The following is a 21,699-nucleotide window of genomic DNA, read 5'->3' as shown; positions in this document are numbered from 1 at the left end:
TTAATTTTCAGCTTGCTGTACGGCAGGCACTGAAAGGAATGGTTTACTAAATGGCAAAGGAATTTTTAGAGGAATGGGAAGGCTTCAGACCCGGAAGATGGAGCAGCACCTCTGTAAATGTCCGTGACTTTATACAGAAGAATTTTACTCCTTATGATGGTGACGACAGTTTTCTGACAGGCCCTACCGAAGCTACAGAAAAGCTTTGGGAGCAGGTTATGGATCTGACTGAAAAAGAGCGTGAGGCGGGCGGAGTTTTGGATATGGATACGAAAATAGTATCTACGATCACTTCGCACGGAGCGGGTTATCTTAATAAAGAGCTGGAGCAGATCGTCGGTTTTCAGACTGATAAGCCTTTTAAGCGTTCCCTTCAGCCCTTCGGCGGAATCAGAATGGCGGTAAACGCCTGTAAGGAAAACGGCTATGAGGTCGATCCTGAGATAGTAAAAATATTTACAGAATATAGAAAAACTCATAATCAGGGAGTTTTTGACGCATATACTCCGGAAATGAAGCTGGCAAGACACGCCGCCATAATTACCGGACTGCCCGACGCTTACGGCAGAGGAAGAATTATCGGAGATTACAGAAGAGTTGCTCTTTACGGAGTTGATCTGCTGATAAAGGATAAGAAAAACCAGCTTGATACTTCGCTTGTAAGAATGACGTCGAAAAATATACGTCTTAGGGAGGAGCTTGCGGAGCAGCTGAGAGCGCTTGAAGATCTGAAGAAGCTGGGAGAGATCTACGGCTTTGACATTTCTCGTCCGGCGAAGAATGCCAAAGAGGCTATTCAATGGCTCTACTTCGGTTATCTTGCAGCGGTAAAGGAGCAGAACGGCGCCGCAATGTCACTGGGCAGGACTTCTACCTTTATTGATATTTATATCCAGAGGGATATTGACAGGGGTCTTATTACCGAGGAACAGGCACAGGAGTATATCGATCATTTTATTATGAAGCTTCGTCTTGTAAAGTTTGCAAGGACTCCTGAATATAACCAGCTTTTCTCCGGTGACCCAACATGGGTAACTGAATCGATCGGAGGAGTTTCAATTGACGGCGTTCCTATGGTGACTAAAACGTCTTTCAGGTATCTGCATACACTTGATAATCTCGGACCGGCGCCTGAGCCTAATATGACAGTTCTGTGGTCGCAGAAGCTTCCTCAGAATTTTAAGAGGTTCTGTGCTAAAATGTCTATCATGACTTCGTCTATCCAATATGAAAACGACGATATGATGAGGGTCACCCACGGAGATGATTACGCTATAGCCTGCTGTGTTTCATCTATGAGGATAGGAAAGGAAATGCAGTTCTTCGGTGCAAGAGCCAATCTTGCTAAGTGTCTGCTGTACGCTATAAACGGCGGAGTTGACGAAAGGCTTAAAATTCAGGTCGGACCTAAGTACCGTCCGGTTGAGGGAGATTATCTTGATTATGACGACGTAATGGAAAAGTACGACGATATGATGGAATGGCTCGCCGGACTTTATGTAAATACGCTGAATGTAATTCACTATATGCATGATAAATACTGCTATGAAAAGCTTCAGATGGCGCTTCACGACAGAGATGTAAAGAGATATTTTGCTACAGGAATAGCAGGACTTTCTGTTGTAGCCGACTCTCTTTCGGCTATTAAGTATGCAAAGGTCAAGTGTGTAAGAGATGAAAACGGTATAGTTACAGATTATGAGGTTGAGGGAGATTTCCCGAAATACGGAAACAACGATGACAGAGCGGATAGTATTGCGGTCGATATTGTTACAAGATTCATGAATAAGATAAGAAAGCACCATACCTACCGCGACGGAGTTCCGACAATGTCTATCCTGACGATCACTTCAAATGTAGTATACGGCAAAAAAACCGGAAATACGCCCGACGGAAGAAAAATGGGCGTTCCGCTTGCTCCGGGAGCCAATCCTATGCACGGACGCGATACTCACGGCGCTGCGGCTTCGTTATCGTCTGTAGCAAAGCTTCCGTTCAGACACGCTCAGGACGGAATCTCAAATACGTTTTCTATTATTCCCGACGCACTCGGAAAGGATTCTCAGGTATTCGTAGGAGATCTTGATATTGAAAGCATTGCAAAGGAGCTGGATTCTGATGGGGTATAACGTAACAAAGGACGAGGATAACGGAGAGCTTGACGAGCTTGTAGAAATGATTGATCTTCTTATGGAAAACGGCGACGGACACCTTACTATAAACGCTGACGAAACGGAAGAGGGGATAAAGGTAAAAACCTTCCGTTCCAACGACTGCGGCGCAAAGGGAGCCTGCTGTCAGCCGAACGAAAAGACAGATGACGAGGAATAGCTCAAAGGAAATCAATTGAAATTTCAGTTAGAATAAAATTATCTTTATAAATATTCGTACGGCGGGCAAAAGGTAACTCTGATGCATTCGGCAAGACTGAAATTGATTGATACTTGTTCAAACCTTAAAGTTGATTTCCGTTGAATAGCTCTTGGCTTATCTTATTTCAAATAATGATCTTCAGAAAGGATAGATATATATGGCAAATGTTGAACCCAACGAAAAACAGGTTGAAAATCTGGTTGAATTGCTTGACGGATATGTAGAAAAAGGCGGACATCACCTCAACGTAAACGTATTTACAAGAGAAACGCTTATAGACGCTCAGAAGCACCCTGAAAAATATCCGCAGCTTACCGTAAGGGTATCTGGTTATGCGGTGAATTTTGTAAAGCTGACAAAAGAACAGCAGGACGATATTATTGCAAGGACTTTCCATAATCAGATATGACCTAACTTAATGCGGGACGTGTAAAAGCGTCCCGTTTTATATTAATCTATCAGTTGTGTTTTTTAAGCAAATATGGTATACTAAAATAAAAAGGTTATGAAACGAGGCGCTGATAATTGGAAGGCTATATTCATTCGACTGAGAGCTTCGGAACGGTAGACGGTCCGGGAATAAGATTCGTTATTTTTATGCAGGGCTGTCCCATGAGGTGTAAATACTGCCATAATCCCGATACCTGGGAGATCGGAAGGGGAGAGCGCAGGACTGCAGAAAGTCTTCTGGAGGAATATGAATCGTACAAGGAGTTTATGAAAAACGGCGGGATAACCTGTACGGGAGGAGAACCGCTTTTACAGCTTGATTTTGTTACCGAGCTTTTTGAAAAGGCAAAACGGCGTGGGATCCATACCTGTCTTGATACCTCGGGAATTACCTTTATGCCTGAAAACGAACAGGTTGTGGAAAAATTCAGGCGGCTTATGAAAGCTACAGACCTTGTAATGCTGGATATAAAGCATATAGATAATGAAGAGCATAAAAAGCTGACCGGTCACGGCAATAAAAATATTCTGGCGTTCGCTGAGTTTTTATGTTCCGAGGCGGTAGAGCTTTGGGTAAGGCACGTGGTTGTTCCCGGAATTACAGACAACGAGAAATATCTTCACCAACTCGGTTGGTTTCTTGGAGGACTTAAAAATCTGAAGGCGCTGGACGTTCTGCCGTACCATACAATGGGAAAGGCTAAGTATGAACAGCTGGGACTTGAATATCCTCTGGGGGATACTCCTCCCGCCGATAAGGCTCTTGCGCTGAAAGCTAAGAATATAATAATGGAAGGTCTTAAAGACAGACTGAAAGCGCATAAAAGTGCGAATTAGTCTTTTTTCTGTAAGTATCAATAATTTGTGCAGTTTTAATAATATTTCTTGACATTAAGCTGAAAGCGTAGTATACTAGAATCATTGGTAAGCAGAAAGAGTATTCTGACTGTAAACCAAATTAAAACTATTCTGACCGAAAGATCAGTTCTGACGGAAAAGGCTTTAAATGAATATTCGGCGGAGAAGTCCGTCTGTATATCCCTGTCTTTTCACGGCGGGGATTTTTATTTTGAAAGGATAAGTATGAACAGAATCGCACTTATTGGAATTATGGTCGAGGACAATTCCGCAGCGCTGAAGATAAACGGGATTCTTCACGATTACGGCAAATATATAATCGGAAGAATGGGTATTCCTCACGCTAAGGAAAATCTGAGCGTTATCAGCGTAGTGCTTGACGCGCCTGCAGATATAATAAGTACAGTTTCGGGTAAGCTCGGACAGCTTAACGGCGTATCGACCAAAACAATATATTCAAAAAGCGGATGCGCTTAAAAGGGGGAGTTATTATAAGCAGGTCTTTTGAACTGATAGATAAGCTTTATAAAACTTCTTTTCTTACTAATGAGGAGTATGCTTTTCTTATCAGGGAGCGTAATGAGAGCTTGGCAGAATATCTTTTTTCTCTTGCAAGAGAGGTTCGGGAAAAGTATTACGGGAAGAACGTTTTTATCAGAGGACTGATAGAATTTACAAACTTCTGCAAAAACGACTGCTTTTACTGCGGAATACGCAGGAGCAACAGCGCCGCAGACAGATACCGCCTTGATAAGTCCGAAATTCTGGACTGCTGTAAAGAGGGCTGGAATCTGGGCTTCCGCACATTTGTGCTTCAGGGCGGAGAGGACGGATTTTATTCAGACGATATGATATGCGGTATTGTTTCAGAGATCAAGTCGCTTTACCCCGGCTGTGCAGTAACGCTTTCTATTGGGGAAAAAACACATGAAAGCTATCAGGCATATTTTGATGCAGGAGCTGACAGATACCTTCTCAGGCATGAAACGGCTGATAATTCTCACTATTCAAGGCTTCATCCTCCTGAGCTGTCTGCCGAAAACCGCCGGCGCTGTCTGAATGATCTGAAGGAAATAGGTTATCAGGTCGGCACAGGTTTTATGGTAGGCTCTCCGTATCAGACGGCAGAAGATCTGGCGCAGGATATGGCTTTTATAAAGCAGCTTCAGCCGCATATGGTCGGTATAGGCCCGTTTATCCCTCACAAGGATACTCCTTTCGGAAACGAAAAAGCAGGTTCACTTGAGCTTACGCTGTTTATGCTGGGATTGATAAGGCTTACTCTGCCGTCGGCGCTGATCCCGTCCACTACCGCTCTGGGAACGATTGATCCGGAGGGCAGGGAAAAGGGGATTCTTGCGGGAGCAAACGTAGTAATGCCGAATTTATCACCTGTTTCTGTAAGGAAAAAATATCTGCTGTACGACAACAAAATATGTACCGGAGATGAATCCGCTCAATGCAGGAAATGTTTGGAGAAGAGAATTGAAAGCATAGGGTACAGGATAGCTGTTGACAGGGGAGACGCTGTCGGGTTTGTTTGACCGGCTTCTGTTTTAAGGCAGATAAACAAATAACGGTAAAAACTAAGTAAATTAATTTTATAAGAAAGAAGAATAGATATGTACGATCCAAAATCATTAAAAGCGGAAGAATTCATTGATCATGAGGAAATTCTCGAAACGTTGGATTATGCTGAAAAAAACAAGCATAACCGTGAGCTCATTGAGGGAATACTTGAAAAGGCTAAACCGAGAAAGACTGGACGCGGAGTGGAATGCGCAGGTCTGACTCACCGTGAAGCAAGCGTTCTGCTTGCCTGCGATATCCCTGAAATGACTGAGAAAATGTATGAGCTTGCAAGGGAGATAAAGCAGGCCTTTTACGGCAACAGAATAGTTATGTTTGCGCCTCTTTATCTTTCAAACTATTGTATAAACAGCTGCGTATACTGTCCTTATCACTGCAAGAACAAGCATATTGCAAGAAAAAAGCTTACTCAGGAGGAGGTAAAGCAGGAGGTCATAGCTTTGCAGGATATGGGCCACAAGCGTCTTGCTATAGAAGCGGGAGAGGATCCTAAGAATAATCCGTTGGAGTATATACTTGAATGTATTGACACAATTTATAAGATCAAGCACAAAAACGGAGCGATACGAAGAGTCAATGTAAATATCGCTGCTACTACAGTGGAAAATTACAGGAAGCTTAAAGAAGCAGGAATAGGAACCTACATACTTTTTCAGGAAACATATCATAAGGAAAGCTACGAAGCGCTTCATCCGGCAGGACCTAAGCATGATTATGCTTATCATACGGAAGCTATGGACAGGGCGATGGACGGCGGAATTGATGACGTAGGTCTGGGAGTTCTGTTCGGTCTGGAACTGTACAAATATGAATTTGCAGGACTGCTTATGCATGCCGAGCACCTTGAGGCTGTTCACGGCGTAGGCCCTCATACTATAAGCGTTCCGAGGGTTAAGCACGCTGACGACATTGATCCTGACGTATTCGACAACAGTATTGACGACGATACCTTTGCTAAAATTATCGCATGCATAAGAATAGCCGTTCCTTATACGGGAATGATAATTTCCACCCGTGAGAACGAAACCTGCCGTGACAAGGTTCTCGGTCTGGGAATTTCCCAGATATCAGGCGGTTCTAGGACATCGGTAGGAGGCTATGCAGGCTATACTCCTGAAGAAAGGCCTCACGATACCGAGCAGTTTGACGTTTCCGATCAGCGTTCTCTTGACGAGGTCGTAAAGTGGCTTATGGAGCTGGGTTATATTCCGTCGTTCTGTACCGCCTGCTACCGTGAAGGAAGAACAGGCGATAGGTTTATGAGCCTTTGCAAGACAGGACAGATACAAAACTGCTGTCATCCGAATGCGCTGATGACATTGAAGGAGTATCTGGAGGACTATGCTTCTGCGGAAACAAAGCAAATAGGCGAAAGACTGATAGCGCAGGAGCTTGTAAAGATACCCAACGATAAAGCGAGAAAACTTGCTGAGGAATACATTCAAAATATACATCTCGGCAAAAGGGATTTCAGATTCTGATTTTACGAGTCCGAATAATTGTACTTTTATTTCAGGAGGAAACATACTATGAGCCTTAACGCAACGCCGTCCTCAGACAGAGTGCATATAGGTATTTTCGGTCGTAGAAATGCCGGAAAATCAAGCGTAATAAATGCGCTGACAGGGCAGAAGCTGGCGATAGTTTCCGAAATTGCCGGAACGACTACAGACCCGGTTTCAAAGGCTATGGAGCTGCTGCCGCTGGGACCTGTTGTAATGATAGATACTCCGGGTCTTGACGATGCGGGTGAACTTGGGCAGCTGAGAATACAAAAGACCTATCAGGTGCTGAATAAAACAGATATTGCATTATTGGTCATAGATTCTGCCGAGGGAAGAACTGATGAGGATAATAAAATATTAGAAAAAATAAGAGCAAAAAAAATACCCTACCTGATAGTATACAATAAATCCGATAAAGCAAAGGTCAAATGTGACAGCAATGATAAAATAGCGGTAAGCGCAAAAACCGGTGAAAATATAGATATGCTTAAAGAGCGTATCGCAGGGCTGAAGCCGTCGGATACCGATGAATATCCTATTATAGCGGATAAGGTAGACAAGCACGACCTAGCTGTGCTTGTTGTTCCTATTGATTCTTCCGCACCCAAGGGAAGACTTATCCTTCCTCAGCAGCAGGTAATAAGAGAGCTGCTTGAATGCGGATGTACCGCAGTAGTATGTCGGGAGCATGAGTTAACGGAAACTCTGGACAGCCTGAAGAAAAAGCCCCGCTATATTATTACAGATTCACAGGCGTTTAAAAGAGTATCAAATGACGCTCCCGAAGACATTTGTCTTACATCATTTTCCATTCTTTTTTCACGGCATAAAGGCGATCTGGAGGTTCAGGCAAGAGGGGCGGCTCAGCTTGAAAAGCTTCGGGACGGAGATACTGTGCTGATCTCGGAGGGCTGTACTCATCACAGGCAGTGCGGAGATATAGGAACGGTAAAATTGCCCGCCTGGATAAAGAAGTATACCGGCAAGGATATACACTTTGAGTTTACAAGCGGAACTGAGTTTCCCTGTGAGCTTTCTGAATACAGTCTTATTATTCACTGCGGCGGCTGTATGCTTAACGAAAGGGAAATGAAATACCGTATAAAATGCGCTGCTGATGCGGGAGTTCAGATAACAAACTACGGTACGGCAATAGCTTATATGAACGGTATACTGAAGCGAAGTCTGGAGATTTTTCCTGAGATTTCAGAAGCGGTATTCGGAAAAAGCTGACATAACTGAAAACAGTATCATGCATTTTTACGCATGATACTGTTTTTCTTATATACATTATTTAAGCGGCAGACCGTCAGAGTCTTTGAACGTTCCGTGAGAGAGCGATACAAGATCGGCTACTGCTCCGAAGAAGAAAAGTCCGAAAGTCAGAAGATAGATCAGTCCGCTTGCCTTTTTACCTACATAAAATCTATGCATTCCTCCTAACCCGATAAAGACAAGACAGCAGAGAAAAATTGCAGTTCCCTTGCTCTTTGTGGAAACGGGCGGTTCTGACTTTGTTTCAGCGGTCGGCTGTAAGCCTTCGCCGTTGATATTGATTATTATGTTGGGAACACCGTTCGGCGTTGCAGTCTGAACTTCTGTTTTCGGAGCTTCTATTTCGCTTCCGCAGTACTCGCATTTTCCGGCTTTTGTTTCAGCGCCGCAGTATGGACACTTCATAGCTTCTACCTCCGTGTTTAAAATAAAAAAGATTTTTCGATTAAATTCGATACATATATTTTACAATATTATTTATGATTTTGCAATAGTCAATTTAAAAATATATAAATACTGAGGCGGATTTATACGGCAAAACTTGAATAAATATTTAAAGCGGCAGATATAAGGCTTTTAAGAACAGGGTTGCCCTGAAGTGTTTTATAAAACAGTCCCAGTGAAACAGGTTCTGTGTCGGTTACAGGTATATAGCAAAGGTTCGGGTCATTCATATTCGGAAGTTTAGGAAAAAGCATAAAGCCTGCCCCTGATTTAACAAGCGCCGTACCTGTTTCGTAGCTGTCGCAGAAATAAAGGCTGTCCGCTGAATTATTGGTAACTATACGGCTCTGAAATTTAAAGACAACATCAGGGCATTTGTGTCGTTCGATAAGAACGGCCTTTCCGGAAAGCTGATCTTCTCTTAGAGCGGAATGTTCTGCTAGCAGATAGTCCTTTGAGCATATGCACATTAAAGGACATCGGCAAAGCTCGGTATAAATACCGCTGTTCTGTTTATCAGGACGGCTTGTCAGCGAGAGCATTGCCTGTATCTTTCCGTCGGAAAGCATATTGTCAATAGACCTGAACGGTATAACATGAATCAAAGGCTGGAGAAGAGGATATTCCTGAGTAAGATTTCTTAATATCGGAGGAAGAACATCAAGTTCTGCCTGATTATGACAGCCTATCCCTAGTCTTATCGGCTTTTCCGATGTAATACGGGCAAGCCGTTCTTTTGAAGTCAGCGCTATTTTCATTATAGCTTCCGCGTCTGAAATAAACTGAACTCCTTCATGCGTAAGCTTAACGCTCTTGCTTGTTCTTGAAAAAAGCTTTACTCCAAGCTCATCTTCAAGGGAATTTATCTGATGGCTTACCGCAGGCTGAGTAATATTTACCGTCTCCGCCGCTTTTGAAAAATTCAGATGCTCGGCTACTGCGAGAAAGCATTCAAGCTGCACAGTATTCATTTTAAAGTATTCCTTTCTTATTGTTGAATTTAAACAAATAAAATTAAATAATTATAAACTATAAAATCTTTTTATTGATTATAACATATTTGAATTTCACTTTCAAGAGAAAATAGTGTATTATTGAATAAAGAAAATGTTAGCTTCATATCAGTCAGGAGGTTAATAATTTGTATGATAACAAAAAAGAGTCGATTCTGAAAAACTCAAAGTTTATATATTTCAAAATCGAAGGTGCAATTAACGGTATTCTTGCGAATAAGGGGATCACTGCTGCTCAGAGCCATGTACTTATGTATATACTGGATCGTTCGGATAAAAACGTCTGCTCTGCGGAAATACACAGAGTATTCAATATTTCAAGGGCTACCGTATCGGGACTTATAAAAAAGCTCAGGCTCAACGGGTATCTTACCTATGAAAGCTGTGAGGGTGATGAGCGTCAGAAGAATATAGCAGTAACGAAAAAAGCACTGGCATTGGAGGAGGACATAGGAAACTGCATGAAACAAATAGAAAACATGGTTTTTCAGAATTTTACTCAGGACGACTTGGAAACAATGGACATACTGCAGAGAAGAATGATCGAAAATACCGCAAAAATAAACGTAGGAGGGAAAAGCAATGAAAGAGATTATTGCACAGGTAAAACAGTATAAAAAAGCTTCGCTTTTAACTCCGCTGTTCTCGGCGCTGGAGGTTTTTATGGAGGTTCTTCTGCCTTTTATTATGGCGAAGATAATCGACGAGGGAATTGAAAAAAGCAATATGAGCAGCGTTTATATGTACGGAGGACTGATGATCGCAGCGGCAATGATAAGTCTTACGGCGGGAGTTCTTGCCGGAAAATATGCTGCTAAGGCTTCGACCGGCGTTGCCTGCAATCTGAGAGAGGCGGTTTATCGGAGAATTCAGAGGTATTCGTTTTCCAATATTGACAAGTACAGCACAGCGGGTCTTGTAACAAGAATGACCACGGACGTTACCAATGTTCAGAATGCATATCAGATGGTAATAAGAATTGCAGTACGAGCGCCGCTTATGCTTATATCCAGTATGGCAATGTGCTTCTTTATAAGCTTTAAAATGAGCCTTATCTTCCTTGCTGCAATAGTATTTCTCGGAGCTGCTCTTGCGGCTGTAATGCTGAAGGCAATGAAGGTATTCAATGTTGCGTTCAGAAAATATGATGATCTAAATGCAAGTATTCAGGAAAACGTTTCTGCGGTAAGAGTTGTAAAGGCATATGTTCGGGAAGATCATGAAAAGCAGAAATTCGGAAAGGCTTCCGGCAATCTTTATAGGCTTTTTTCTAAAGCTGAAAGTATTCTCGCCCTGAATAATCCCGCAATGATGACGGCGGTTTACGGCTGTCTGATAGCAATAAGCTGGTTCGGCGCAAAATTAGTCACGGCAGGAGATCTTAAAACAGGAGAGCTTACTTCGCTGTTTACATATGTAATGAGCGCTATGATGTCGCTTATGATGCTTTCTATGATATTTGTTATGATCACTATGAGTACTGCCAGCATAAAGCGTATTTCCGAGGTGCTGAAAGAGCAGCCGGAGCTTCATAACTGCGAAGATCCCGTTACTGATATGAAGGACGGCTCTGTAGATTTCAATCACGTTTTCTTTTCATATAAGCACAACGAAGGCAAGGAGGTGCTTTCGGATATAGATCTTCATATAAGGTCTGGCGAAACGATTGGTATAATAGGATCTACAGGCTGCGGAAAAACCAGTCTTGTAAATCTTATCAGCAGGCTTTATGATGTAGACAGCGGTTCGGTATGCGTCGGCGGAACAGATGTCAGGGAATACGATATGGAGTATCTCAGGAATCAGGTCTCGGTCGTACTCCAGAAAAACGTGCTGTTCTCAGGTACAATACTTGAAAATCTTCGGTGGGGAAATGAGAATGCTTCCGAGGCGGAATGTATTGAAGCCTGCCGTGCAGCCTGCGCTGACGAGTTTATAGAAAGCTTTCCTGACGGATACAATACTTATATAGAACAGGGCGGCACTAATGTTTCAGGAGGACAGAAGCAGAGGCTTTGTATTGCAAGAGCTCTGCTGAAAAAGCCGAAGGTGCTTATACTTGACGATTCTACTAGCGCAGTTGATACCGCTACAGACGCTAAGATAAGAGCAGCATTTGCAAGGTCGATTCCCGGAACTACTAAATTTATTATTGCACAGCGCATATCAAGCGTTCAGGACGCCGACAGGATAATCGTACTGGACGGAGGAAGAGTTAACGGCTTCGGAACTCACAGCCGTCTTATAGAATCAAATGAGATCTACCGCGAGATATATGAATCCCAGATCAAGGGCGGCGGAGATTTCGATCAGCAGTAGGAAAGGAGGAGTGAACAATGAAAATGAAAAAAGCCGGAGCTATGGAAAAACCGCCTATACAGAAGGGTCAGCTGAAAACTCTCGGAAGAGTTCTGAAGAATATACTGACGAATTACACCTTCTCTTTTATCGTTGTCGTAATATGCATTATAATTCAGGCGTTTTCGACTATAAAGGGAATGATGTTTATTCAGTCGCTGGTTGACGACTATATTGAACCTATGCTGAAATCGAGCGAACCGGATTTTTCTCCGCTTAGCAAAGCTCTTGCCGAGCTGGCTCTGATCTACCTTGTGGGAATTATCGCTGCTTATGCATATAACAGGATAATGGTCAATATCGGACAGGGTACTCTCAGGAATCTGAGAGATGATTTGTTTTCCAATATGGAATCGCTTCCGATAAAGTATTTTGATACGCACCCTCACGGTGACATAATGTCTGTATATACAAACGATGTTGATACTCTTCGTCAGTTCATATGCCAGAGCATACCGCAGGTCATTAATTCCGCAGTAACGCTTATTATGACGTTTGTGTCTATGATTATCCTGAATATCCCGATGACAATACTGACCGTCGGTATGGCTTTTGTTATGCTTTGGATAACCAATATTCTTTCCAAAAGATCCGGTATGCACTTTTCTGCGCAGCAGAGAGATCTTGGAGCGGTAGACGGCTTTATTGAAGAAATGCTGGACGGGCAGAAGGTCGTAAAGGTTTTCTGCCATGAGGAAAAGTCGGTTGAGGAATTCGTAAAGCTTAACGACCGCCTGCGTGAAAGTGCGAACGAGGCGAATAAATTTGCAAATATCATGATGCCGGTAAACGCTAATATTGGAAATATAAGCTATGTAATATGCTCGATACTCGGAGCTGTACTTGCTTTGAACGGATACGCCGGACTTACTTTGGGTATAATCGTAGCATTTGTCGGACTTAATAAGAATTTTTCACAGCCTATAACTCAGATCAGCCAGCAGATGTCGTTTGTTGTCATGGCATCGGCCGGAGCGCAGAGGCTTTTCAGTCTTATGGACGAAAAGCCGGAGGAGGACAGCGGCTATGTTGAATTTGTAAACGCCAAGTACAGCATGAACGGAGAACTTGAGGAATGTGCGGAAAGAACCGGAACATGGGCATGGAAGCACCCGCATAAGTCCGACGGAAGCGTGACCTATACCAAGCTGGAGGGAGAAGTCGTATTTGACGGAGTGGATTTCGGCTACAGTGATGAAAAAATAGTGCTTCACGACGTAAGGCTTTTTGCAAAACCCGGTCAGAAAATAGCTTTTGTAGGTTCGACCGGAGCGGGAAAGACTACTATTACTAATCTCATTAACCGGTTCTATGATATTCAGGACGGAAAAATACGCTACGATGGAATAAATATTACCAAGATAAAAAAGTCCTCTTTAAGAAAAACTCTTGGGATAGTCCTTCAGGACACTCATCTGTTTACAGGAACGGTAATGGAGAATATACGCTACGGCAATCTTGAAGCCTCAGACGAGGAATGCATCGCCGCGGCAAAGCTTGCCAATGCCGATGGATTTATCAGACGTCTGCCGGACGGATACAATACTGTTCTTACCGGCGACGGCGGAAATCTCAGTCAAGGTCAGCGTCAGCTTATAGCTATCGCAAGGGCAGCTGTCGGAGATCCTCCAGTCCTGATACTTGACGAGGCGACCTCCTCGATAGATACAAGAACCGAATCACTTGTTCAGGCAGGTATGGACGCTCTTATGACAGGAAGAACGACCTTTGTAATAGCACACAGGCTTTCGACTGTGCGCAATTCCGACTGTATTATGGTGCTTGAGCAGGGAAGAATTATCGAGCGCGGAACTCACGACGAGCTTATTGCTAAAAAGGGCAGGTATTATCAGCTTTATACCGGAAATTTTTCCGAGGAAACGGCATAATTAACATCATAACCTCCGCATATCAGATCAGGGTATGCGGAGTTTTTTTATATGTAAGTGAATATATGTCTTATATACAGAGTATACTTTCCTTGGCGGAAATATCCGTACGCTCGTTAAAGCCGGTGTAATTATGAAGATAAAGCTAAGAAACAATAAAGAAGTAAGCGTATCCAATAAAGAGGATATAATTGCTTATATCTTTGACAGTCTGTATCCTGCGTCTGACGCAGTAAATGCGCTTTCGGAAAATATAATAAGCAAAAATGAATATTATGAAATAATGAGAGAGCTTAAACGCCGAACTGATAAGAAGGAAAAATAAATTTCAGGGTATTAATAAATATCTGTTGAATAGCGGACAGCAGTGTGTTATACTTGAGTCACAGCATAAGGGCGGTGATTTATTTGAGCGGAAAGCATTTGATAAAGATACCCTGCGGCGATATGCCTTTTGTCATTGAGGCTGATTACGGTTTTACGGCGATTCCTATGATTCACTGCGACCGTACTGCGGATTTCAGCGTTGCGGTATATCTGCTGAAAGGCAGTATGGAGGTAACTGAGGACGGAGAAAGCTACGAGCTGACTCCGGACAGCCTGTTCTTTCTGAAAAATGGCGTTCATCATTGGGGAGAAAAGCCTTTTAAGCCGGGTACGGCATGGTATTACGCACATTTTCTCTGTAATGAAGCAGGAGAGGAAATTCCCGAGCTGAGGCTTTCAGATAATAAAAAGCTTTTTTTACCCTCAGATTCAAAAAGCTGCTGTCTTACTGTTCCTAAGCTTGTAAAAATGCCGCCGGACGGTATGGCAAGAACGCTTTTTGTTCAGCTTGTCAAGGCTCATAACTCCGGAAATATTCCGCTTGCCTCAGTAAGGCTCTGGGAGCTTTTTATTGAAGCGGCAGGACTTAACGGCGGAAAGGCAGAACGGGAAAACAGCTGTGTCAGGAAGATCAGGGAATATCTTTCTGAATTTTGCTGCGGATATGTTTCTGCACAAGATATTGAAAAAAGCTGCGGCTTGTCTTATAAGTATGCAGGAGCTGTGTTTAAGAAGGAAACGGGAATGACGATTAGGCAGTATCAGCTTTTCCTGCGTATGGAGCGGGCTAGAAAGCTGCTGCTTGAAACCGATCTTACAATATCAGATATTGCCGCTCTTACAGGTTTTTACGACGCGTTTCATTTCAGCAGAATGTTTAGCAGGGAGAACGGTATTTCTCCCGACAGCTTCAGAAGATCTTATCTGCCGAAAATTTAGTTCTCAGTTCTGTGAAATCGGAAAATAATACATGAAAAATAGAATATTATCCATTGAAAAAAGGCGTCTACGGGATTATAATACATATATAAATTCAAAGTATGTGCGCCTTTTATTCAGTATTTTGGTGCGCTGACTGATGTTTGCAGAAAGTTGGAGGTCATAATATGCCGGATCTGAAAATACTAAAAAGATTCAAGATAAGCGACAGTTTTTTCGGAAGATACGAAAGACTGATAAAGGACGAGGTCATACCGTACCAGGAAAAGGCTCTTAAAGACGAGATCGAGGGCGCTGAAAAAAGTCATTGTATTGAAAATTTCAGAATGGCGGCTGAAAAAATTCGTACAGGCAAATGCAGCGGCGAATTTTACGGAATGGTTTTTCAGGACAGCGATGCTGCCAAATGGCTTGAGGGTGCAGCGTATTCACTGTCAATGTACCCTGACCCTAAGCTAGAGAAAAGCTGTGACGAGGTGATCGAGCTTATAGGAAGCGCGCAGCATGAGGACGGTTATCTTAATACATATTTTACAGTCAAGGAGCCTGATAAGAGGTGGACAAATCTTGCTGAGGCTCATGAGCTTTACTGTGCCGGACACCTGATAGAAGCTGCCGCCGCATATGCCGAATGTACTGGAAAGACAAGGCTGCTTGAGATAATGAGAAAAACGGCGGATCATATATATAATCATTTTATAACCGAGGGCGCCGGGGGTTTCCCGGGACATCCCGAGATCGAGCTTGCACTTCTCAGACTTTACCGCTGTACTGGCGATGAAAGATATAAGGAGCTTGCTCAGCATTTTATAGACATCAGAGGCGCTGACAGGGATTATTTTATAAAGGAAAGAGAAAGGAATAACTGGACTGTCTGGGGAAGCGATCCCTACGACCGTGAATACACACAATGCCATGCCCCTGTTCGTCAGCAGGATAAGGCGGAGGGTCATGCGGTAAGGGCAGTCTATCTTTATACGGCAATGGCTGACGCCGCGGCTCTGACCGAAGATAAAGAGCTTGCAGATGCGTGCCGTAGGTTATGGAGCAATATTACTCAGTGCAGAATGTATATTACCGGCGGTATAGGCTCGGCGTACGAGGGAGAAGCGTTTACAAAGGATTATCATCTTCCGAACGATACCGCTTATTCGGAAACCTGTGCGTCAATCGGTCTTATTTTCTTTGCTTCAAGAATGCTCAGGCTGGAAAGAAAGAGCGTTTACGCCGATGTTATGGAGAGGGCGCTTTACAATTGCGTTCTTGCCGGAATGCAGCTTGACGGGAAACGGTTCTTTTATGTGAATCCTCTCGAGGTTATTCCGGGATTGTCCGGACAAGCAAAAACACATCGTCATACCCTGACGCAAAGGCCCAAATGGTTTGCCTGCGCCTGCTGTCCTCCGAACGTTGCACGGCTTCTTCCGTCTATTGCGGAGTACGCATGGTCTGAGGAGAAGGATACGGTCTATTCTGATCTCTTTATTGGAGGAGAACTGGAGCTAAGCGCTGAAATAGGCGGAAAAATAATTCTGTCGGCGGATTATCCCTACGGAGGACAGCTCAAATATTCCTTTAAGCCTGACGGAGAAAAAATGAGTTTTACTCTTGCGGTCAGAATACCTGACTGGAGCAAAAAAACTTCTGTAAGGCTAAACGAAAAAGAAATACTGCCGGAAGTAATAGACGGATATGCTTATATAGCCGGAGCGTTTACAGCTGAGGATACTTTGTCGGTAAACTTTGATATGTCGGTAAAGAGAGTATACGCCGATGAAAGAGCTGCCTGTAACAGCGGAAAAGTCTGTCTGCAGAGAGGTCCTCTGGTATACTGTGCCGAGGGAATCGACAATAACGGAGAGGTAATAGGACTGAGCCTTAAAAATCACGGTAAGATAAGGATCGGAGAGTATGAAAAAGAATTGCTTGAGGGAACTGTTCCTATATATGCAGAGGGGTTCAGAACCATAGGATCGGAAAGCCTATATTCATACAATGAGCCTGTAAAAAAACCATGCACTGTGACCTTTGTTCCGTATTATGCATGGGGAAACAGGGGAGAAAATCAGATGAGAGTATGGATACCAGAAGTTTAAAAATACTGAATTAAAATAAAGGAGGACTATTTATGCCAAATCCATTTCTGCCGCTTTGGGAATATATTCCCGACGCTGAACCGAGAGTATTCGGTGACCGTGTTTATATCTACGGTTCACACGACAGAGCAGGCTCCGACGCTTTCTGCGATCATAAGCTGAAGGTATGGTCTGCTCCAGTAGATGATCTTAACAGATGGCAGTGTCACGGTGACAGCTTTCATACCCGCCCCGACAGCGATCATGACTCGGATACTGTTAGCTGGACAGATAGAGAGCTTTACGCTCCGGACGTAATCTGCAAGGACGGAAAGTATTATCTTTACGCTTATATTTTAGGCTCAAAGGGCTGCGTAGGAATAAGCGAAAAACCGGAAGGTCCTTTCAGGCTTCTTTCCAAATACAAATATGATGAGAGCGACGCAGGCGACGAGGGGATTTTCAACGATGCGGGAGTGCTTGTTGACGACGACGGAAGAGTATATATTTACTACGGCTTTGAAAGATCTCATATGAACGAGCTTGATCCTTGCAATATGTTTGAAATAAAAAAAGGGTCTTATAAGGCAGACGTAATACCTGCCGGAAAAAAAGACGATGATTTCTTCGAGGCAAGTTCGCCTAGAAAGATAGGAGATAAATATTATCTTATATATTCACCGAGAAAAGGAAGCAGGCTTTTTTACGCGATCGCTGACAATCCCTACGGACCTTTTGAAAGAAAGGGATATATAATCGACAACAGTGTAGATTATCCCGGTGGTAACAATCACGGCTCCGTATGCTGTATAAAAGGTCAGTGGTATATTTTTTATCATAGAATGACAAACGGCACTATAATGTCGAGGAGAGCCTGCGCCGAAAAGATCGAGATATCTCCAGACGGAACAATAAAGCCGGTAGAAATGACTTCGCTTGGCTTTGAAGAAGCGCTTGATCCGTACAGGGTCACTCCTGCAGAGATCGCCTGCGTTTTAAAGGGCGGCTGTTTTATTACGGAAAAAAGCAGTTTTTCAAGACCGGTCACCAACATAAGGACAGGCTCGGTAATAGGTTATAAGTACTTTGACTTTGGAGAGGACTACTCCAGCAAAACTATGGAGCTTTCTTTTAATGTAACGGGAGCGGGCTGCAAGAGTACCGTAAAAGTGCTTCTGGACGATTATGAAAACGGCGAGGAGCTGGGCGTGTGCAGTATAGGAATGCACGACGGGGAATACAGCGCAAGGATAAAAAGCGTTACGGGAAGACACGCTGTATTTTTCAGGATCGAGCACAGTTATTCAGGCTGGTTCGCAGATTCGTTCAACGATAGGAATCTGTTCGATCTTAACGAATTTGTTTTCAGAAAGTAAAATACCTACCAATGATCGTTTTTCACAATACAGGCGAATAAAAGCAAAGATAATGCTAATAATTACTGTATAAAGGAAAGCGAGGTTGTTATTATGTTTAAACACGAGAAAATGCTGTTCCATCCTGTTGCAGTGGAAAAGCCCAATCCGCAGTATGCGGCGCTTCTTCAGGAGCAGCTCGGCGGAGCAAACGGAGAACTGAAAGCGGCTATGCAGTATATGTCCCAGAGCTTCAGGATAAAGGATCCTGAAATAAAGGATCTATTTATGGATATAGCCGCCGAGGAGCTTTGTCATATGGAAATGGTGGCTCAGACTATAAATTTGCTCAACGGGCATTTTGTTGACGCCGAATCCGTTCCTGCAGGAGAAGTTGAATCTCACGTTCTGCTGGGCCTTAATCCCGGACTGATAAATGCTTCGGGTTATTCCTGGACGGGAGATTATGTAACGGTAACCGGAGATCTTTGCGCTGATCTGCTTTCTGATATTGCGTCGGAGCAGAGAGCAAAGGTTGTATACGAATATTTATATCGTCAGATAAACGATAAAAAGGTCAAGGAAACTATTGATTTTCTGCTCAACAGGGAAGAGGCTCATAACGCAATGTTCAGAGAGGCGTTTAATAAAGTTCAGAATACCGGCTCAAACCGAGATTTCGGAACTACAAAGGCGGCAAAAATGTATTTCAGTATGTCGGAGCCGTCTCCGGAAGACAGCAGATTTCCGAAAACAGATGTTAATCCTCCTTCATTCAGCTGATATTATCAGTCCGGAAGCGTTGAATGTACGCTTCCGGACTTTTTAATTCTGTATAATTTTATTATAAAGACAGCTAGAATATAAATACAAAATATTAAAAAAATGCTTTACAAAATGCTATTTATATGCTATTATAGTCGTAAGATAGTTATATCTTTTACATATTTGTTGCCTGGCAGGTGGACGTTCGATGAAAAACGACAAAAAAATAATATTTAAAACCTTACAGGCTTTGATATGTATGTCAGTTTCCTTTATTCTGGTGCATATTTTAGAAAAAGCCGGTATTGCAAATCAAACATATCTGGTTGTTATTCTTATGGGTATAATAACAACGGTATTTATTACTGATAACGGTATTATCGCTGCAGCTGTTTCAATATTATCCGCAAGCGTCTACGGTTATTTTTATAACGATCCGATATTCAAACTTGTAATAGATGCTGATTATATTGTATCTTTTATAGTTTTTCTTGCCGTAGCGCTTATCTCAAGCGGAATAATGTACAGGCTCAGGCGTGCCACGGAAAATGTTAACAGAGAACGTGATATAAACAATAAGATCAGTATGCTCAGTACAACACTTGTAAATAATGCAGGTATAGATATTATCATTAAATATGTTGAAAACATACTCAGCGAGGTTTGCGGAGCGGAAACTGTACTGCTTACCGGAAAAAAGCTTTGCAGCAGCGATGAGGCTGCGCTGTGGTGCATAGATAATCTTACGGTATGCGGAAAGGGAACTGAATTTTTAAGCGACAGTGAAAATCTTTATATTCCCTTTGAAGCGGGAGGCGGCGAATACGGTGCGGCTGCGGTATATTCACCGGAACAGGGCATAGCCGCAGATAAGGAAAGATATTTTAATACAGTTCTTGGTCAGCTTTCAATTGCTCTTGATAGAAATTACCTTCTGGAGCAGGAGAAGATAAACCGATTCAGGATAGAACAGGAGAAATTCAAGAGCGATCTTCTCAGAAGCGTATCTCACGATCTGCGCACACCGCTTACTGTGATAAGAGGAAATGCCGAGCTTATAAAAAGAAATTCCGCAAATATTGATACTGAAACTTTAAACGAGCTTACCGACAGTATATTGGCAGATGCAGAATGGCTGAGAGACATGACTGAAAATCTTCTGAATATGACCAGAATACAGGACGGAGGTCTGAAAATAAATATGAAGCCTCAGACTGCTGACGATATACTTTCAAATGTTGCTTCAAGAGTATGCGGCAGAATCGGGAGGCATACCTTCAGAACTGAGCGGCCTGATAAAATCCTTTTCGTAAATGCAGACGCTTATCTTCTTACTCAGGCTCTGGTTAATCTTATTGATAACGCTTTTGTGCATACAAGACCGGATTCGGAGATAATTCTTACATGTTTTTTATCCGATACCAACGTAGTATTCAGAGTAAGAGACAACGGCGGAGGAATAAGCGAGGATAGTCTTGACAGAATATTTGAAGCGTTTTATACTACGGCAGGAGGTTCGGATAAATGCCGGGGAACAGGTCTGGGATTAAGTATATGTAAATCTATAACGGAAGCGCACGGAGGGGTTATAAAGGCTGAAAACAATTCCTGCGGAGGCGCCGATTTTACAGTAATTCTTCAGGGAGGAATGGTCAATGAACAAATCGGTACTGATTATTGAGGACGACAAAAGTATACAGAAGTTTTTAAGCATGGCGCTTACAAAGGAAGGATATGAGGTTTTTACCTCTGAGAACGGGATCGACGGAATATCTACCTTTTATAACTATAGTCCGGATCTAATACTTCTTGATCTGGGGCTTCCTGATTTTGATGGTTCAAAGGTTCTGGAAGCCCTTAGGGAAACATCTGATATTCCTATAATAATTATATCCGCACGGGACAGGGAAAATGAAAAGATCTCAGCTCTTGACAGCGGAGCAGACGATTATATTGTTAAGCCTTTCGGAGTAGGCGAGGTTCTTGCAAGAATAAGAGCGGCGCTGAGGAGATACAGTCCAAAGGACGCGGCTGAAAAGGAATTTACGCTGGACTATCTTACCGTAGATTTTAACAGGCGGCTGGTCTTTGTTCACGGCAAAGAGGTTCATTTTACTCCCCTTGAATATAAAATGCTTTGCGTTATGATCGAATACAGAGGTAAGGTAATGACTCATAAGAATATACAGGATAAGGTCTGGGACACGCCTACAAACGATGAGTATCAGACTTTAAGGGTATTTATGGCAAATATCAGGAGAAAGATCGAGGATGACGGATCAAATCCGAGATATATAATTACCGAGATAGGCGTAGGGTACAGGTTTGCCGATACATAAATCTTTTCTTATATCCGAACATTTTTCATTACGCTATAATAATATAAGATAATATCATGTAAATAAACAAGTATGCGAATATTTATACTATATTAAGATTAAAATAATACTGCTGCTACTTGAACATTTAATTTTTTTGTGTTA

At 42.8% G+C, this 21,699-nt stretch carries 20 protein-coding genes; 18 read left to right on the top strand and 2 right to left on the bottom strand.

Features of this window, described 5'->3' with window-relative positions:
- Nucleotides 1-50 precede the first annotated feature (50 nt).
- The 8 genes from pflB (at nt 51) to hydF (ending at nt 8,009) form a co-directional block, all read left to right on the top strand.
- Nucleotides 51-2,129: a formate C-acetyltransferase gene (gene pflB / locus ACYQ0H_RS05765; RefSeq protein ID WP_459811889.1), complete on the top strand. Its 2,079-nt coding sequence runs from the start codon at nt 51-53 to the stop codon at nt 2,127-2,129.
- Nucleotides 2,119-2,331 (top strand): hypothetical protein, encoded by a 213-nt coding sequence (locus ACYQ0H_RS05760; RefSeq protein ID WP_459811888.1) that lies wholly within the window; start codon nt 2,119-2,121, stop codon nt 2,329-2,331. Before pflB ends, ACYQ0H_RS05760 begins: the two co-directional genes overlap by 11 nt.
- Before the next feature lie 199 nt (nt 2,332-2,530).
- A complete protein-coding gene (grcA3, locus tag ACYQ0H_RS05755) occupies nt 2,531-2,782 on the top strand; it encodes an autonomous glycyl radical cofactor GrcA3 (RefSeq protein WP_459811887.1) in 252 nt (83 codons plus the stop codon).
- 116 nt (nt 2,783-2,898) lie between these two features.
- The gene (gene pflA, locus ACYQ0H_RS05750; RefSeq protein ID WP_459811886.1) at nt 2,899-3,660 is read left to right on the top strand and encodes a pyruvate formate-lyase-activating protein; all 762 of its coding nucleotides are present in this window, start codon (nt 2,899-2,901) and stop codon (nt 3,658-3,660) included.
- A gap of 246 nt (nt 3,661-3,906) precedes the next feature.
- The gene (locus ACYQ0H_RS05745; RefSeq protein ID WP_459811885.1) at nt 3,907-4,158 is read left to right on the top strand and encodes a TM1266 family iron-only hydrogenase system putative regulator; all 252 of its coding nucleotides are present in this window, start codon (nt 3,907-3,909) and stop codon (nt 4,156-4,158) included.
- Nucleotides 4,149-5,225, top strand: a complete 1,077-nt coding sequence (gene hydE / locus ACYQ0H_RS05740; RefSeq protein WP_459811884.1) for a [FeFe] hydrogenase H-cluster radical SAM maturase HydE — start codon at nt 4,149-4,151, stop codon at nt 5,223-5,225. The genes ACYQ0H_RS05745 and hydE overlap by 10 nt, the downstream gene beginning before the upstream one ends.
- 78 nt (nt 5,226-5,303) lie before the next feature.
- A complete protein-coding gene (hydG, locus tag ACYQ0H_RS05735) occupies nt 5,304-6,752 on the top strand; it encodes a [FeFe] hydrogenase H-cluster radical SAM maturase HydG (protein ID WP_459811883.1) in 1,449 nt (482 codons plus the stop codon).
- Between the two features lie 48 nt (nt 6,753-6,800).
- Nucleotides 6,801-8,009, top strand: coding sequence for a [FeFe] hydrogenase H-cluster maturation GTPase HydF (hydF, locus tag ACYQ0H_RS05730; RefSeq protein ID WP_459811882.1), 1,209 nt, complete (start codon nt 6,801-6,803; stop codon nt 8,007-8,009).
- Between the two features lie 57 nt (nt 8,010-8,066).
- Here hydF and ACYQ0H_RS05725 read toward each other — a convergent pair whose 3' ends face one another.
- On the bottom strand, nt 8,067-8,456 hold the full coding sequence (locus ACYQ0H_RS05725; RefSeq protein WP_459811881.1) for an NINE protein: 390 nt from the start codon (nt 8,454-8,456) through the stop codon (nt 8,067-8,069).
- A 122-nt stretch (nt 8,457-8,578) separates the two neighbouring features.
- A complete protein-coding gene (locus ACYQ0H_RS05720) occupies nt 8,579-9,466 on the bottom strand; it encodes a LysR family transcriptional regulator (RefSeq protein ID WP_459811880.1) in 888 nt (295 codons plus the stop codon).
- Between the two features lie 170 nt (nt 9,467-9,636).
- On the opposite strand from ACYQ0H_RS05720, the gene ACYQ0H_RS05715 reads away from it, so the two are divergent.
- The 10 genes from ACYQ0H_RS05715 to ACYQ0H_RS05670 all read left to right on the top strand — a co-directional run bounded on the left by ACYQ0H_RS05715 (nt 9,637) and on the right by ACYQ0H_RS05670 (nt 21,555).
- Complete coding sequence (locus ACYQ0H_RS05715; protein WP_459811879.1) at nt 9,637-10,125, top strand: MarR family winged helix-turn-helix transcriptional regulator; 489 nt, start codon at nt 9,637-9,639, stop codon at nt 10,123-10,125.
- Complete coding sequence (locus tag ACYQ0H_RS05710) at nt 10,091-11,827, top strand: ABC transporter ATP-binding protein (RefSeq protein WP_459811878.1); 1,737 nt, start codon at nt 10,091-10,093, stop codon at nt 11,825-11,827. The genes ACYQ0H_RS05715 and ACYQ0H_RS05710 overlap by 35 nt, the downstream gene beginning before the upstream one ends.
- A 23-nt stretch (nt 11,828-11,850) precedes the next feature.
- Nucleotides 11,851-13,755, top strand: a complete 1,905-nt coding sequence (locus ACYQ0H_RS05705) for an ABC transporter ATP-binding protein (protein ID WP_459811962.1) — start codon at nt 11,851-11,853, stop codon at nt 13,753-13,755.
- Between the two features lie 133 nt (nt 13,756-13,888).
- Nucleotides 13,889-14,080 carry a hypothetical protein gene (locus ACYQ0H_RS05700; RefSeq protein ID WP_459811877.1) on the top strand — a complete coding sequence of 64 codons (192 nt, stop codon included), beginning with the start codon at nt 13,889-13,891 and terminating at the stop codon, nt 14,078-14,080.
- 83 nt (nt 14,081-14,163) lie between these two features.
- Complete coding sequence (locus tag ACYQ0H_RS05695) at nt 14,164-15,021, top strand: AraC family transcriptional regulator (protein WP_459811876.1); 858 nt, start codon at nt 14,164-14,166, stop codon at nt 15,019-15,021.
- Between the two features lie 167 nt (nt 15,022-15,188).
- Complete coding sequence (locus tag ACYQ0H_RS05690; protein ID WP_459811875.1) at nt 15,189-17,117, top strand: glycoside hydrolase family 127 protein; 1,929 nt, start codon at nt 15,189-15,191, stop codon at nt 17,115-17,117.
- A gap of 32 nt (nt 17,118-17,149) precedes the next feature.
- On the top strand, nt 17,150-18,472 hold the full coding sequence (locus tag ACYQ0H_RS05685) for a family 43 glycosylhydrolase (RefSeq protein WP_459811874.1): 1,323 nt from the start codon (nt 17,150-17,152) through the stop codon (nt 18,470-18,472).
- Between the two features lie 93 nt (nt 18,473-18,565).
- A complete protein-coding gene (locus ACYQ0H_RS05680) occupies nt 18,566-19,234 on the top strand; it encodes a manganese catalase family protein (RefSeq protein WP_459811873.1) in 669 nt (222 codons plus the stop codon).
- Between the two features lie 190 nt (nt 19,235-19,424).
- The gene (locus ACYQ0H_RS05675; RefSeq protein WP_459811872.1) at nt 19,425-20,897 is read left to right on the top strand and encodes a sensor histidine kinase; all 1,473 of its coding nucleotides are present in this window, start codon (nt 19,425-19,427) and stop codon (nt 20,895-20,897) included.
- Nucleotides 20,872-21,555, top strand: coding sequence for a response regulator (locus ACYQ0H_RS05670; protein WP_459811871.1), 684 nt, complete (start codon nt 20,872-20,874; stop codon nt 21,553-21,555). The genes ACYQ0H_RS05675 and ACYQ0H_RS05670 overlap by 26 nt, the downstream gene beginning before the upstream one ends.
- Nucleotides 21,556-21,699 lie beyond the last annotated feature (144 nt).

It is taken from the genome of Hominimerdicola intestinalis (assembly GCF_054655215.1).
This window is presented reverse-complemented; position numbering and strand designations above follow the sequence as displayed.